Raw genomic sequence first — 14454 nt, forward strand, 5'->3', positions numbered from 1 at the left:
TCCTTCACACCTGCCTCTAACGCCGACACCCCCGCCCGCCTCATAAAGACGAAAGGTCCGCTGGGCTGCAAAGCAAATTAGTTGATGTTTCTCCAAACCCATGTATAAACCGCCCCTCTACCAGCTCCGGCTGGAGGCTGAATGGGAACGCCGAGTATTTGGCGTGAGGTATTTGCCTGTTTCCCAGTGTCTCCGCTCTCGTGGGTTTCTCTGGTGGGCCTTTCACGCTCGCAAACGAGCGGCCAGGGCCTGCAAGGGGCTTTGCGCCGGGACTGACAACATAGAAACAGAAGGGCCAGAAGCGGTATGCCGCTATACGAGCATATTTTTCTTGCGCGCCAGGACGTATCAAACGCCCAGGTCGAGCAACTCACAAAAGAATTCTCCGACATCATCACTGAAGGCGGTGGAAAGATCGCCAAGTCGGAGTATTGGGGCCTCAAAGCCCTCGCCTACAAGATCAAAAAGAGCCGCAAAGCGCATTACACGCTGCTCAACATCGAAGCTCCCCATGACGTGGTCGCTGAGATGGAGCGCCGCATGGGGCTATCGACCGACATCATCCGCTTCATGACCATCCGCGTCGAAGAGCATGAAACCGAGCCATCCGTGATGATGCGCAAGTCTGACCGCGACGATTCACGCGGTGGCCGCGGTGGCTTCCGCGGCCCACGTGGCGAAGGCGGCGGCTTCCGTGGCGGTGATCGGGGTGATCGCCCACCGCGCGGCGATCGTCCAGGCGGCCCGCGCGGCCCGCGCCCCCCTCGCGATGAACAAGCAAACTCTGGCTCGGAGGAATAAGAAATGGCTGCAGCAGGACCTCGCCGCCCGTTCCACCGTCGCCGCAAGACGTGCCCGTTTTCCGGCGAAAGCGCTCCAAAGATTGACTATAAGGACGTCCGTCTCCTCGGCCGTTACGTCTCTGAGCGCGGCAAAATCGTTCCGAGCCGCATTACCGCTGTCTCGGCAAAGAAACAGCGCGAACTGGCCAGAGCCATCAAACGCGCTCGCTTTCTGGGCCTTCTGCCCTACGTGATCAAGTAAGTCAGTCGGCTTATTAGCCGATAAACACCTGCAGGCGCTAAGCCTGCGAATTTAAAGCTACGGGTTGGGGCGGCGGTCATCCAAGATGTACAGCCGCCTCTAACCGCGTTTTAACCGCGGGACAGCTAAGCTGTGCAACTGATTCTCCTCTCTGGCATTGGCGCCGGACTGATTTCGGCAGTGACGTTCGCGTCCGCAACGACCGGCTCGCCGTTGATCCAGTTCGTGCTTTTCCTTCTTACTCCGCTGCCGGTTTATCTTGCTGGCCTGAGCGTGAGCTGGGTTGCTGCATCGGTCGCGGGATTAGTCGGGGGCATAGCTCTCGCAGTCTTTACGTCTCCGGTAATCGGCATTGTCTTTGCCGCATCGCAGTTGGCCCCCGCTGGGATACTCAGCTACCTCTCCCAGCTTGCCCGCTCTGCAGGCCCCTCAGTCCCAGAACCAGCACCGAACCAGCCGCAAGCTCTCGAATGGTATCCTGTCGGTCGGCTCATCGTCTGGACAGCCTTGATCGCGATTGTGCTGTCGGTGGGCATGTTGATGCTCTTGGGCCAGGACGTGGACAGCCTAAAACGCGCACTCAGAGAGTTCATTCAGCGTGTCGTTGAACAGGGCATGCCCGATCAAGGCACGGTTAAGAGCGCCATATCGGATGCCGAGCTCGATACCATCACCGATATCAGCCTCAAATTGCTGCCCGCAATTACCGTGATGTCGATCATGGGAACGCTATTGTTCAATCTCTGGCTCGCGGGGCGCATCACGCTCGCCACCGGCCGCTTACGCCGCCCCTGGCCAGACTTGGCGACGATCACATATCCTTCTGGAATACCTCTCCTCCTGGCCATATCGGTCATTGGAGCCGCCTACGCGCCTGGAATGCTGGGCCTTTTTTCCTCCGCAGCAGCCGGCGCGATTTACTTCGCCTATATCCTCCTTGGATTGGCGATCCTCCACTACATCACGCGCGGAAATGCGTGGCGTCCACTGATCCTATGGTCGGTGTATTTCGCCTTCCTCGTGCTCAACACGGGATTCTCATTGATCCTTGTCGTGATGGCACTGCTCGAACCTTTCTCACCGATACGGCGAGACTTTTTGAGGCCGCCCTCCCCCCCGAAAAAACCACCGGGCCCGAACGGCGGACCTCCAACCTGACGCATAAAAAACCTGCAAGCACATCAAGCGATTGCCTACCCGGCAGATTCGAAGGAGTAGAAAATGGAAGTCATTCTTTTACAGCGCATTGGACATCTCGGTCAGATGGGCGACGTCGTATCGGTTCGTGATGGATACGCCCGCAACTACCTGCTGCCGCAGAAGATGGCGCTACGCGCCAACAAGGAAAACCTGGCACAGTTCGAAGCCCAGCGCGTTCAGCTCGAAGCAAACAACCTTGAGCAAAAGAAAGAAGCTGAAGCCATCGGCGAAAAGCTCGCCGGCCAGTCTTTCATCGCGATCCGCCAAGCCGGCGACACCGGCCAGCTTTATGGCTCGGTCTCTCCGCGCGACATCTCAGACGTCATCACTGAAGGTGGTTTCACCATCGCGCGCCGTCAGGTCGTTCTCGAACGTCCCATCAAGGAACTCGGCCTTCATGACGTGACGATTTCCTTGCACCCGGAAGTTTCTGTGCAGGTGATGATCAACGTTGCCAGAACACAGGACGAAGCTGAGCGCCAGGCTCAGGGTGAAGACGTCACCGTCATCAAGGACGAAGCAATTGAACTTGAGACGTTCGACCCTGACGCCGAAGAGCACGGTGGAAGCTATGACGCAGAAGAATCTTCCGAAGAAGCCCGCGAATAGCCCTTGGCGCGCTCCAAGACTGTGCAGAAAAGAACGAGCTCCGACTTAGTCGGAGCTCGTTTTGATTCAGAGTAATGATCTAAGGTCAGGACCTATTAAACAGACTTCCACTATATCGTTAGGTTCCCCCAACAAGGACGTTCACTGAAATCATAGCGCCAACCGCGTTGCGTACGAGTGTGTGTTGACGCGGGAGCGGTCCTGTCCTTATCGTTATCACGTCTAAAACAGGTTAGGTTCGGGAAGGTTGGCCCGGCCCCCGCTTGGCGGGTCCTTCTGTCATCAAGGTGACGGCCCAAGACTATCAAGGCGTACGCATGGTGCGGACGCCGATAGAATGGGCATGGACATGAAACCACGTATTTCCGTTCTCACGCTTGGCGTCTCCAATCTCGAAAACTCGCTTTCCTTTTATCGTGATGGGCTTGGTCTGCCGACTGAGGGCGTCATTGGGCGCGAATTCGAGCATGGCGCGGTCGCATTCTTCAATCTCTCGGGTGGTCTGAAACTCGCCATCTGGGCACAAGATGACCTTGCATATGACACCGGATTGCCCAAGCATCCGATTTGCACCACCGCTGGCAGCATCGGGCACAATGTTCTGTGCCGCGAGGATGTTGATGACATCATGCGCAAGGCCCAGCGTGCAGGGGCAGAGATTATCAAAGCACCACAGGATACCTTCTATGGCGGTTACGCAGGCTACTTTACTGATCCTGATGGACACCTGTGGGAAGTAGTCTGGAATCCGCAGATGCTGCCGTCGGACTGATGCCACCGAAACATGCGCCCTGACTTTTTTGTCAGAAGGTCAAGGGCTGCATTGGCTTTACAGCACGGCGAGGTCGAAGGCATCCTGCGAACCATGATGTCAAGTTGTACCAAAACGGCATAGCGTCAAAAAACCTGGTCGCCCGGCTAAAGGACTGGCGTCGTGTCGCAACGCGTTATGACCGATGCGGCGAATTGTTTTTGTCGGCGGTCTACATCGCCGCAACGGTCATCTAGCTTCAGCAGCTCTGTGCATATCTTGGATAAGCCGCTGTTGACGCCAACCGCTCCTACGATTCGCGAAGGACGCCACGGGGACGAGTCGAATACTCAAGGGGCATGACACAGACAGCCCTCCTCCCGACTGACAAACTCCGCGCCGCTGCCGGTTCCGAGGAACCTGTGCACTTTCGCCAAGCGCCCCACAACATTGAAGCTGAGCAAGCCCTGCTCGGTGCGATTCTCATCAATAAGGAAGCGCTAGACCGTGTCTCGGGCTTTCTGGAACCTGCGCATTTCTACGATCCCCTCCATGCGCAGATCTTTGAGACAATGTCGAAGCTGATCCATGCGGGGAAAGAAGCCACCCCGATTACGCTCAAGACGTTCTTTGAAAACCTTGAGCCGATCGACGTTGATTTGACGGTTCCCCAATACCTCGTACGGTTAGCAGCCAATGCCACCACCGTAATCAATGCGCACGACTACGCACGCACCGTTTATGATCTCGCCATCCGCCGACAGCTGATTCTCATCGGCGAGGATATGGTCAATGTCGCTTTCGATAGCTCCGTCGATCAGACACCGACTAAGCAGATCGAAGAGGCCGAGGGCCGCCTCTACGAATTGGCCGAACCATCAAAATACGGCCAGGGTTTTCTGAATTTTTCGACCGCGCTCACCCAAGCCGTCGATATGGCCAACTCTGCGCGGATGCGCGGCGATCGGCTGTCCGGCTTGCCCTCTGGCCTTATCGATCTCGACGCCATGATGGGCGGCCTCCAGCCCTCCGATCTCATCGTGCTCGCCGGCCGGCCGTCTATGGGCAAAACAGCGCTCGCCACCAATATCGCGACGAACGTCGCGAGCGCAAAGCGCTTACATCGCCTGCAAACCAATCCCAATGCGCCCGTAGAGGACGCCGTAGTGGGTTTTTTCTCGCTGGAAATGTCGGCGGAACAGCTGGCCTCTCGTATTCTGTCCGAACAGGCTGAAATCCCTTCCAACAAGATTCGCCGCGGGCAGATCGACGAGGAAGAGATGAAGCGGCTGATCCAGGCGTCGCAAGCGCTATCGCAAGCCCCGCTGTTCATCGACCAGACCGGCGGCATCTCAATTGCGCAGTTGTCCTCACGAGCGAGAAAACTGAAGCGTCAACACGGCCTCGATCTGTTGATCGTCGACTATATCCAGCTGCTCTCTGGCTCCGCCGCCAAAGCTGCCGCAGGCCGTGTGCAGGAGGTCACGGAAATTACAACCGGCCTTAAAGCGCTCGCAAAAGAGTTGGAAGTACCAATCATCGCCCTGTCGCAGCTCTCGCGTCAGGTCGAAACCCGCGAAGACAAACGCCCGCAACTTTCCGACCTTCGCGAATCGGGCTCGATCGAACAGGACGCCGACGTGGTGTTATTTGTCTTCCGAGAAGAATACTATGTCCAACGGAGTGAACCGTCCGTCAGCGATGTCGAAGCTCATCTCAAGTGGCAAACCGAGTTAGAGGCTGTACAAGGAATTGGCGAAGTGATCATCGGCAAGCAACGACATGGTCCCACGGGCACGGTACGGCTGCAATTCACCGGTGAATTCACGCGCTTTGACAATCTCGATCGCCATCACCCATTGGCAGGAAAGACGGATTGACGCGACTCTGGCCCGATCTAATGCCCTCAAACAGTAATGCGTTTTTCGCCGCAGCGCCTCCCGAGGCCCCCGGCATCCTTGCAATCGATCTGGACCAACTCGCTGCCAACTGGCAGGCCCTGCGTGATTACGTAGCGCCAGCGCAGTGCGCGGCTGTTGTGAAAGCAGATGCATACGGATTGGGAGCAGATCGCGTAATCCCAGCCCTCGCCGCCGCCGGCTGCCGCGTGTTTTTTGTCGCGACTTTGGCCGAAGCGCGTCAGGCACGGACGCTCGCCCCCCAAGGGAACATCCTCGTTCTCGATGGCATCACACCGGGCGCATCCGAAGCTTATACGCAGATCAACGCCTGGCCGGTCCTCTCAAGTCTGGCTGAAATCAAGGAGTGGGGCCAAGAGGGCGTCCAGCGCGGATCCCCTGCGCCCTGTGCGTTGCATATAGATACCGGGCTCAATCGGCTTGGGATGAGCGAGCCTGACATTCGAGCGCTCGCCGGAGACACGCATCTGCTTGGCCGACTCGATATCCGCCTCGTGATGAGTCACTTGGCCTGTGCTGATGAGCCCGACCATCCCAAAAACGCGAAGCAGCACGACGTCATGCGCCAACTTCGTCCGCTGCTGCCCAACGCCGCCACAAGCCTCGCCGCTTCTGACGGCATCATGCTCGGGCCAAACTTCCATTTTGACTTGGTGCGTCCAGGCTACGCCCTGTACGGCGGCCAAGCCTCGAAAGGCAGGCCGGCGCCAGTCAAACCGGTTGTCCAATCCTTCGCGCGTGTTCTTCAGGTCCGCGACCTCGCTCCGGGAGCCACCGTTGGCTACTCAGCGAGCTACAGCGCCGAACAGCCACGCCGCATCGCAGTGATCGCTGCTGGATATGCCGACGGCTTTTTCCGTCACCTCAGCGCCGCTGCCGGCGAAACTGGGGGCTTCGTCGCCTTCTCAGGCAAACGCGCGCCCGTAGTGGGCCGTGTTTCGATGGACCTCATAACCACAGACGTCACCGCATTTAACGATCCGTCAGTCGTCCGCGGCGACTGGGCAGAAATCCTGGGCCCGACCATCACCCTTGAAGAGATGGGGGCCGCAGCAGGCACAATCGGCTACGAGACCCTCACGCGTCTCGGCCGCCGGTTCCATCGGGTCTACCTCGAGCGTGACGGAGACATCTAAGCAGCCATGGCACGTGCCGCCAAAACCGTCTTCGTTTGCCAGAACTGCGGCGCGACCGCCCCGCGCTGGGCGGGCAAATGCGCGTCATGCGAGGAATGGAATACGCTTGTTGAGGAAACTGATACCGGGCCCCCACCCGGCAGCGGTTTGACCAAAGCAAGCAAAGGCCGGGCGATCACCCTAGAGTCGCTCAAGGGCTCTTCCAAGCGGACCCCGCGAATCCCCACGGGCTTAGAGGAACTCGACCGCGTGACCGGTGGAGGCTTGGTTCCCGGCTCGGCATTGCTCATTGGCGGCGAGCCCGGCATCGGAAAATCGACGCTTCTGTTACAGCTCGCCTCAGCCATCGCGCAACGCGGTGGACGCAGCCTGTATTTCTCTGGCGAAGAAGCTATCGATCAGGTCCGGCTCCGCGCAGAACGCCTCGGACTCGCCGAAGCCCCGGTCGGACTAGCGGCGGAAACTCACCTTTCGACGATCCTGGCGACGTTGGATGCAGAACCTTCCGCGCAACTGATCGTCATCGATTCGATCCAGACGCTCTGGTCGGACACGCTCGAAGCAGCGCCCGGGACCGTCAGCCAAGTCCGCGCGGCAACCCAATCCCTTATTCGTCACGCCAAGCGCCACGGCGCCACACTACTCCTCGTCGGTCACGTCACAAAGGAAGGCCAAATCGCAGGCCCCAAAGTGATCGAACACATGGTCGATACCGTGTTGTACTTCGAAGGTGAGAGCGGCCACCCGTTCCGCATTCTGCGTGCGGTCAAGAATCGCTTCGGCCCGACCGACGAAATTGGCGTCTTTGAAATGGCTGGCGAAGGCCTCCGTCAGGTCAAGAACCCGTCGGAATTGTTCCTCGGTGACCGTGACGCCAGCGCGCCCGGCACAGCAGTCTTTGCCGGGATAGAAGGCACAAGACCCCTGCTGGTCGAGATACAAGCACTCGTCGCGCCCTCGGCGCTGGGAACCCCGCGCCGCGCCGTTGTCGGCTGGGACAGCAACAGGTTGTCGATGCTGCTCGCCGTTCTGGACGCACGGTGCGGTGTCTCGTTTGCGCAAAACGACGTTTATCTGAACGTCGCCGGAGGCCTTAAAATCACAGAACCCGCCGCCGACCTTGCTGCCGCAGCCGCGCTGCTATCGTCATTTTCCGGCAAACCCCTACCACCTGAAACCGTCTATTTCGGTGAAATATCGCTGTCAGGCGCCGTCCGAGCCGCCGCCAACACCGCAGGACGTCTCAAAGAATCTCAAAAATTGGGATTTTCTAGTGCGGTCATCCCGGCCTTGGGTGAAATCGAAGCGACCGGCATTTCTCTGGACTTGAGCCGGCTCTCGCACCTCAAGATGCTTGCGGAAAGGGTTACGGCGTGCGACTGAGACTAAACAGGGTTAAGCGGCACGTGGGCCGGAGTTCTAGGCCCAGTGGAGAGAAGCAAGAATGATCGGGCCTTTGACGTACCTCGATGCCGGGGTAATCGCGATCGCCTTTATATCGGGGCTGCTCGCCCTTTATCGCGGACTCACGCGCGAACTTCTGGCCATCCTGTCGTGGATCATCGCGGCCGTTGCCGTTCTCTACTTCATCCTGAATCACCGCCAATTCGCAACGGAAGTAGCCGAGCAGATGGGCGCTCAGCTCATCATCGCACAAGCCGTTATTGGCGTTCTGCTGTTCCTGATCGTGCTGATCGTGGTCCATCTGGTTACCGCACGCATTTCCGACTCCATTCTCGATAGCCAAGTCGGCATGATTGACCGGATTCTTGGCTTCGTATTCGGCCTCGTACGGGGCTTTATCCTGGTAGTGATCCCGTTCATGCTGGCACTGCACTTCTACCCAAAAGAAGAGCAGCACCCGGACTGGCTCGCCAAGTCAATCACCCGACCCTACTTGCTCTCAACTGGGGAAGCTCTCCAGTCGATGCTCGTTGCCTATGTTGTACCGGTCATAGATCGCGCAACGAATAAGCAAGACGAAGCGTCGCACCAGCAAGACAGTTCCATCGAAATTCGGGGCGACGAAGCGCAAAAAGGCTAGGTGCGCCGGCCAAGGGGCCTGTTGCAGTGCAAAAAAGAACTGGAAAAGTACACAGTTTTTCATATATCCGTCACAGAAGCGGTGGCGCAGCCATGAGCGGGCTGGTACCTCAAGCCATTGTGACGATCAGTTTGTGCGGCAACGGATGCGATCGCGGGAGGCAGCCATGACGTGCGACGACAACGTCGGAGCAGCGGAAACCCAATGGGATTCCGGATATTCTCGATACGGCGACGACAGACTTCGCGAGGAATGCGGGGTCTTTGGCATTTTGGGACATCCTGATGCCGCCGCCTTGACGGCCCTCGGTCTCCATGCCCTCCAGCATCGCGGACAGGAAGCGGCCGGGATCGTCACCTACGACGGCCATCAATTCCATTCGGAGCGCCGCCTCGGTCTCGTCGGAGACAACTTTAACAAAGGCAGCGTCATCAAACGTTTGATGGGCTCCATGGCCGTAGGCCACAACCGCTACTCCACCACAGGCAACACCCTTATCCGCAACGTACAACCGCTTTTCGCCGATCTTGATACAGGCGGTTTCGCGCTAGCGCACAACGGCAACCTTACAAACGCTCTCACCTTGCGCCGAGATCTCATCTCCTCCGGCGCCATCTGCCAGTCCACCTCGGACAGCGAGGTCATTCTTCACCTCCTCGCCCGCTCGAACAAACGTCGTATCGTCGAACGTTTTGTCGATGCCATCCGCCAGATCGAAGGCGCTTACGCGCTGGTCTGCCTCACCAACGATATGATGATTGGCGCACGTGATCCCATCGGCATCCGGCCACTCATAATCGGCAAGATCGACGGTTGTTATGTTCTTGCCTCCGAGACCTGTGCCCTCGACATCGTCGGCGCTAAGTTCGTGCGTGAAGTCGAGAATGGCGAAGTCGTCGTCATCACCGAGGCCGGTCTGGAAAGCCACCGCCCGTTCCCGCGCCGTCCAGCGCGTCCCTGTATCTTCGAATACATCTACTTCGCACGACCTGACTCAATCGTCGGCGGGCGTTCTGTCTATGACATCCGCAAGCAGATGGGCGTGCAGCTGGCGATCGAATCTCCTGCGGATGCCGATATCATCGTCCCGATCCCTGATTCCGGCGTACCAGCCTCGATTGGCTACGCACAGCAATCAAATCTGCCCTTCGAACTCGGCATAATTCGTAATCACTACGTCGGACGCACCTTCATTGAGCCAGAACAGCGAATTCGCGCACTGGGCGTGAAACTGAAACACTCCGCCAATGCGTCGATTATCAGCGGCAAGAGCATTGTTCTCATCGACGACAGCGTCGTCCGCGGCACCACATCCAAGAAGATCGTGCAGCTGATGTACGAAGCCGGCGCGCGCGAAGTGCACATGCGCATCGCCTGCCCACCCATCACACATTCCGACTATTACGGCATCGACACGCCAAGCACTGAAGAGCTACTTGCAGCGAAATTCGATGTCGAAGGAATGCGCAAGTTCATGGGCGCCCATTCGCTCGCGTTCCTTTCGATCGACGGTATTTATCGCTCAGTCGGTTTCGAAGGCCGCGATCCAAACGCCCCGCAGTTCACGGACCACTGCTTGACGGGCGAATATCCAACGCCTCTGACAGATCAGACTGGCGATCCCGCCGCCCGCCAGCTATCACTTCTCGCCGAAGTGAGCTGAGCCCAAGCAGCCGAACGGCATAAGCCATCGGCTGCCACATCCATTACCACGGAACACTGCGTGACCAGCCAATCGGAAACACCCACGGACGGCGAACAGCCGAACCGCATAGCCCTCGTGACTGGCGCAACACGCGGCATCGGCCGTGCAGTCGCTATCGCCCTCGCGGCCGAAGGCTTGCATGTGATCATCACGGGTCGAGTGACTAGCGCGCTTGAGGAAACCGACGACGCCATACGCGCCGCTGGCGGAACAGCAACACTCATCCCCCTCAATCTGCAGCAAACCGAACGGATTGATGCACTGGGCCCGACGCTTTATCAGCGCTTCGGACGCCTCGATGTCCTCATTGCCAATGCAGGCTTGCTCGGGCCGCTCTCTCCCTTGCCACATGTCACAATGGATGCCTGGGCGCGCGTGCTTGAACTGAACCTAACTGTGAACTGGCAGCTCATTCGCACGCTCGATCCGCTGTTGCGTCGCTCAGACGCTGGCCGGGCCGTGTTCGTAACGTCAGGCGCCGCTAAGGCGAAGAACGCGTACTGGGGCCCCTACGCCGTCTCCAAAGCCGGCTTGGAAGCTCTAGCGAAAACCTACGCGCGGGAAATGGTCAACACGAACGTACGTGTGAACCTCATCAATCCCGGTCCCATCCGCACCCAAATGCGCGCCAAGGCTTTTCCGGGTGAAGATCCTGCGACGCTCTATACGCCGGAGGACATCGCACCGCTGTTTGTTGAATTGGCGAGCCCAGAGTGCACGGCAAATGGTGAAATCTTCGACGGCCCCGGTTGGTTGCGCCAACACGTCGGCACCAAATCTTCAGCCTGAAACCTCGAACACCATCCCATCGAAGGCCGGCTCTACGTTGTCCGGCAACGAGCGCTTGAGCGCGTCGTAATCGAGATCCGTTGTCATATGCGTGAGGATCGTGCGCTTTGGCTTGAGCCGCTCCGCCCATTCCAATGCACGGCGAACGTGAAAATGGCTGGGGTGAGGATCGTACCGCAGCGCATCCACCACCCACACATCAAGATCTTCGAGCATTGGGATGGAAGCATCCGGAATATCGGACACGTCAGGTGAATATCCGAACCTGCCGAAGCGGAAGCCGAGGCTCGGAATATCGCCATGCACCTGCGGAATGCAGAGGGCTTCGATCTTCCCGCCTTTCCCGTCAACAACGACTTTGCCTCCTGCCACGATGTCATGCGGATCGAGGATAGGCTGATAGCCGGAATCGGGCTTGGTCTCGAAGCAGTAGCCAAATCGAGACCTTAAGCTGTCGCGAGTGAGCGCATCGAAATAAACGTCCACGCGCTTTTTCATGGAATAGCAGACCATGCGCAGGTCATCGATCCCATGCGTATGGTCGGCATGGTCGTGAGTGTAAAGAACTCCGTCGATCGATGAGACGCGCGCATCGATCAACTGTTCGCGCAGGTCCGGCGGCGTATCGACAAGTACGCTCGTGCGGCCTCGTTTACTGAACCGATCAACGAGGATCGCGCACCGCCTTCTGCGGTTTTTCGGATTGGAAGGCTCACACCGCCCCCAGTTCGGCCCGATGCGCGGCACACCGCCTGACGGGCCGCACCCCATAATCGTAACCCGTATGCTCATTGTGGAGGCGCACCCTTCAACAAAGAAGGATCGAGCTCCTCAGGAGGCTGCGCTTTGGTGTAAAGCCTGAAAAAATTCTCCGTTGTGGCCGCAGCGAGTTCCGTAAGAGTAATACCGCGCGCTTCAGCCACTGCCGCTGCGGTATGCACGACATAAGCCGGCTCATTGGTTTTACCGCGATAAGGAACTGGCGCGAGATACGGAGCGTCCGTCTCAACAAGGATCCGGTCAAGCGGCAACTCTGCAGCTAGCGCCCGCAACGCCTCCGACTTCTTAAAGCTCACCACGCCCGAGAACGAGACGTACAGGCCAAGATCAACGGCCCGCATAGCCAAGTCGCGCCCACCGGTGAAGCAATGCAGAACGGCTGGAAACGCACCCTGTGCATGCTCATCCGCCAGGATTGTTGCTGTATCCTCATCAGCATCACGGGCATGAATCTCGAGCGGCAATCCCGTTTCGCGCGCCGCCCGAATATGCCGCCGAAACCCTTCTGCCTGCCCCTGCGCACTGGAGTGCTGATAGTAATAGTCGAGGCCCGCTTCGCCGATGGCCACGCACTTCGGATGTTGCGCTAAGCGGATGATGTCCTCGACCGGAATATCGAGTTCCTCATCCGCATTGTGCGGATGCGTTCCGACGGAGCAATAGACGTCCTTATACGTCTCGGCGATCACCCGAATGCGATCGAACTGACGAATGCGCGTCGAGATCGTCACCATCGTGCCGACGCCCGCCGCTTTCGCGCGTCCGATAATGCCGTCGAGATCTTCTGCAAACTGCGGGAAATCAAGATGGCAATGATGATCTACGAGCATCGCTGCGTTGGTCACGTCAGCCCCGTTCCTTGTTCTTTTTGGACTTTCCATTACCGCCGGACGGCTTCTCCTGCCCCTCCCGCTTCGCCTGTTCCTCAGGACTCACATAGCGCGGGAACACACCTGCTGGCGGTGGCAACGATAATCCGGACGCAAGCCGGCCGCCCTCGCCCAATTGGCTGAAGCTCCGTTGATCTTCACCGAGCCCCAGTTGGTCAAGCAGTTTGGCGCACGATTCCGGCATCGCCGGCTGCGCCAGGATAGCAACCTGCCGCACAACCTCGACCGTGACGTAAAGGATCGTCTCCATGCGCGCGAAATCAGATTTCTTCTTCGCCCATGGCTCTTGGCTGGCAAAATACCGGTTGGCCTCTGCAACGACCGCCCACACGGCGTCGAGGTATTTCTTTAGGCCCTGCAGCTCCATCGCTTCGCGAGCCTTCGCGTACATCCCGTCCGCCACCGAGAGAATAGCGCGATCCTCTTCCGTCAAAGCACCTGGTGTCGGCACCCGGCCCTCGCAGTTTTTCGCGATCATGGACAGCGAACGCTGCGCCAGGTTGCCAAGGTCATTCGCCAGATCAGCGTTGGTCCGGTTGATGATCGCTTCTTCGCTGTAGCTCCCATCCTGCCCAAACGCGACCTCGCGCAGCAGAAAATAGCGAAGCTGATCGAGGCCGAACGTAGAGACGAGATCGTGCGGATCGGCAACGTTGCCAACCGACTTCGACATCTTCTCACCTTTGTTCAGAACCATCCCGTGCGCAAAGACACGGCGTGGGGGCTCTACCCCAGCCGACATGAGAAACGCGGGCCAGTAGACCGCATGAAACCGCAGAATGTCTTTGCCGATGACATGCACGTTCGCCGGCCAGAACTTCCATTTAGGGTCTGCTTCATCAGGAAAACCAACGCCCGTGATGTAGTTGGTCAGCGCATCGACCCAGACATACATGACATGCTCGGGATGCCCGGGCACCGGCACGCCCCAATTAAACGTTGTGCGCGAAATCGAGAGGTCTCTGAGCCCACCTTTGACAAAGCTCAAAACCTCATTCCGACGCTCAAGCGGAAGAATGAATTCGGGATTTGCTTCGTAATAAGCGAGGAGCCTATCCTGATAGGCCGACAGCCGGAAGAAGAAGGTTTCCTCCTCCACCCACTCAACCGGAGTGCCCTGCGGCGACAGCTTCGTACCGTCCTCTGTGACAGACAATTCGCCTTCATCGTAGTACGCCTCATCGCGCACCGAGTACCAGCCTGCATAGCGGCCAAGATAGATGTCGCCGTTCGCCTCCAACCGCCGCCACATCTCCTGGCTGGCGCGATGATGACGCTCTTCACGTGTCCGAATGAAATCGTCGTTGGAAATGTTCAACGCTTCGGCCATCGCACGAAACAACGGCGTGTTGCGGTCGGCAAGTTCCGCAGGCGTCATGTTCTGGTTACGCGCCGTCTGCACCATCTTGATGCCGTGCTCGTCCGTCCCAGTCAGAAAATAGACTGGCCGCCCATCGAGCCGCTCAAAACGGGCAATCGCGTCCGTTGCGATAGCCTCGTAGGCATGCCCAATATGCGGAGCGCCATTTGGGTAGGAAATCGCTGTCGTAATGTAAAATGGCGTGGCAGAGCCCATGAATTATCCTC

The 14454-nt window shown here is 58.3% G+C and carries 14 protein-coding genes and 1 pseudogene; 12 read left to right on the forward strand and 3 right to left on the reverse strand.

Annotated features, from left to right (window positions below; all coding sequences use genetic code 11):
- Positions 1-306: 306 nt before the first annotated feature.
- From rpsF to YBN1229_RS14460, 12 genes and pseudogenes are all read left to right on the forward strand, one after another.
- Entirely contained in the window at positions 307-801 is a 495-nt protein-coding gene (rpsF, locus tag YBN1229_RS14410; RefSeq protein WP_046478568.1) for a 30S ribosomal protein S6, read from the forward strand.
- 3 nt (positions 802-804) lie between these two features.
- Positions 805-1044: a 30S ribosomal protein S18 gene (gene rpsR, locus YBN1229_RS14415; RefSeq protein WP_046478567.1), complete on the forward strand. Its 240-nt coding sequence runs from the start codon at positions 805-807 to the stop codon at positions 1042-1044.
- A gap of 132 nt (positions 1045-1176) precedes the next feature.
- The gene (locus YBN1229_RS14420) at positions 1177-2202 is read left to right on the forward strand and encodes a DUF2232 domain-containing protein (RefSeq protein ID WP_052743962.1); all 1026 of its coding nucleotides are present in this window, start codon (positions 1177-1179) and stop codon (positions 2200-2202) included.
- A 63-nt stretch (positions 2203-2265) separates the two neighbouring features.
- Complete coding sequence (rplI, locus tag YBN1229_RS14425; RefSeq protein WP_046478566.1) at positions 2266-2853, forward strand: 50S ribosomal protein L9; 588 nt, start codon at positions 2266-2268, stop codon at positions 2851-2853.
- A gap of 349 nt (positions 2854-3202) precedes the next feature.
- Entirely contained in the window at positions 3203-3625 is a 423-nt protein-coding gene (locus tag YBN1229_RS14430) for a VOC family protein (RefSeq protein ID WP_046480414.1), read from the forward strand.
- Positions 3626-3765: 140 nt separating this feature from the next.
- Positions 3766-3861 (forward strand): annotated as a pseudogene (locus tag YBN1229_RS18740) (IS5/IS1182 family transposase); the annotation flags it as partial.
- 102 nt (positions 3862-3963) lie between these two features.
- The gene (locus YBN1229_RS14435) at positions 3964-5484 is read left to right on the forward strand and encodes a replicative DNA helicase (RefSeq protein ID WP_076605327.1); all 1521 of its coding nucleotides are present in this window, start codon (positions 3964-3966) and stop codon (positions 5482-5484) included.
- Entirely contained in the window at positions 5481-6659 is a 1179-nt protein-coding gene (alr, locus tag YBN1229_RS14440) for an alanine racemase (protein ID WP_244464918.1), read from the forward strand. The genes YBN1229_RS14435 and alr overlap by 4 nt, the downstream gene beginning before the upstream one ends.
- A 6-nt stretch (positions 6660-6665) precedes the next feature.
- Positions 6666-8042, forward strand: a complete 1377-nt coding sequence (gene radA / locus YBN1229_RS14445; RefSeq protein WP_046478564.1) for a DNA repair protein RadA — start codon at positions 6666-6668, stop codon at positions 8040-8042.
- A gap of 61 nt (positions 8043-8103) precedes the next feature.
- Positions 8104-8703 (forward strand): CvpA family protein, encoded by a 600-nt coding sequence (locus YBN1229_RS14450; RefSeq protein ID WP_046478563.1) that lies wholly within the window; start codon positions 8104-8106, stop codon positions 8701-8703.
- Between the two features lie 166 nt (positions 8704-8869).
- Positions 8870-10366, forward strand: a complete 1497-nt coding sequence (gene purF / locus YBN1229_RS14455) for an amidophosphoribosyltransferase (protein WP_046478562.1) — start codon at positions 8870-8872, stop codon at positions 10364-10366.
- A gap of 60 nt (positions 10367-10426) precedes the next feature.
- Positions 10427-11197 carry an SDR family NAD(P)-dependent oxidoreductase gene (locus tag YBN1229_RS14460; protein ID WP_046478561.1) on the forward strand — a complete coding sequence of 257 codons (771 nt, stop codon included), beginning with the start codon at positions 10427-10429 and terminating at the stop codon, positions 11195-11197.
- Here the strand turns inward: YBN1229_RS14460 and YBN1229_RS14465 are convergent.
- Genes YBN1229_RS14465 through metG form a run of 3 tightly spaced genes read right to left on the reverse strand, consistent with a single transcriptional unit; the run spans position 11189 to position 14443 of the window.
- A complete protein-coding gene (locus tag YBN1229_RS14465; RefSeq protein ID WP_046478560.1) occupies positions 11189-11989 on the reverse strand; it encodes an MBL fold metallo-hydrolase in 801 nt (266 codons plus the stop codon). The genes YBN1229_RS14460 and YBN1229_RS14465 overlap by 9 nt on opposite strands.
- Complete coding sequence (locus YBN1229_RS14470; RefSeq protein ID WP_046480412.1) at positions 11986-12807, reverse strand: TatD family hydrolase; 822 nt, start codon at positions 12805-12807, stop codon at positions 11986-11988. Before YBN1229_RS14470 ends, YBN1229_RS14465 begins: the two co-directional genes overlap by 4 nt.
- A 16-nt stretch (positions 12808-12823) precedes the next feature.
- Entirely contained in the window at positions 12824-14443 is a 1620-nt protein-coding gene (gene metG, locus YBN1229_RS14475; protein ID WP_076605326.1) for a methionine--tRNA ligase, read from the reverse strand.
- Positions 14444-14454: the final 11 nt, after the last annotated feature.

This window comes from Candidatus Filomicrobium marinum, from assembly GCF_000981545.1.
In the GTDB taxonomy this organism is placed as follows: domain Bacteria; phylum Pseudomonadota; class Alphaproteobacteria; order Rhizobiales; family Hyphomicrobiaceae; genus Filomicrobium; species Filomicrobium insigne.

Excerpts from the sequence above, each read along its gene's own strand:
- YBN1229_RS14470 (WP_046480412.1), bottom strand. The coding sequence starts at position 12,807 with ATGCTCGTAGATCATCATTGCCATCTTGATTTCCCGCAGTTTGCAGAA.
- purF (WP_046478562.1), top strand. The coding sequence starts at position 8,870 with ATGACGTGCGACGACAACGTCGGAGCAGCGGAAACCCAATGGGATTCC.
- rpsF (WP_046478568.1), top strand. The coding sequence starts at position 307 with ATGCCGCTATACGAGCATATTTTTCTTGCGCGCCAGGACGTATCAAAC.
- metG (WP_076605326.1), bottom strand. The coding sequence starts at position 14,443 with ATGGGCTCTGCCACGCCATTTTACATTACGACAGCGATTTCCTACCCA.
- radA (WP_046478564.1), top strand. The coding sequence starts at position 6,666 with ATGGCACGTGCCGCCAAAACCGTCTTCGTTTGCCAGAACTGCGGCGCG.
- YBN1229_RS14430 (WP_046480414.1), top strand. The coding sequence starts at position 3,203 with ATGAAACCACGTATTTCCGTTCTCACGCTTGGCGTCTCCAATCTCGAA.
- YBN1229_RS14450 (WP_046478563.1), top strand. The coding sequence starts at position 8,104 with ATGATCGGGCCTTTGACGTACCTCGATGCCGGGGTAATCGCGATCGCC.
- YBN1229_RS14435 (WP_076605327.1), top strand. The coding sequence starts at position 3,964 with ATGACACAGACAGCCCTCCTCCCGACTGACAAACTCCGCGCCGCTGCC.
- rpsR (WP_046478567.1), top strand. The coding sequence starts at position 805 with ATGGCTGCAGCAGGACCTCGCCGCCCGTTCCACCGTCGCCGCAAGACG.
- rplI (WP_046478566.1), top strand. The coding sequence starts at position 2,266 with ATGGAAGTCATTCTTTTACAGCGCATTGGACATCTCGGTCAGATGGGC.
- YBN1229_RS14465 (WP_046478560.1), bottom strand. The coding sequence starts at position 11,989 with ATGAGCATACGGGTTACGATTATGGGGTGCGGCCCGTCAGGCGGTGTG.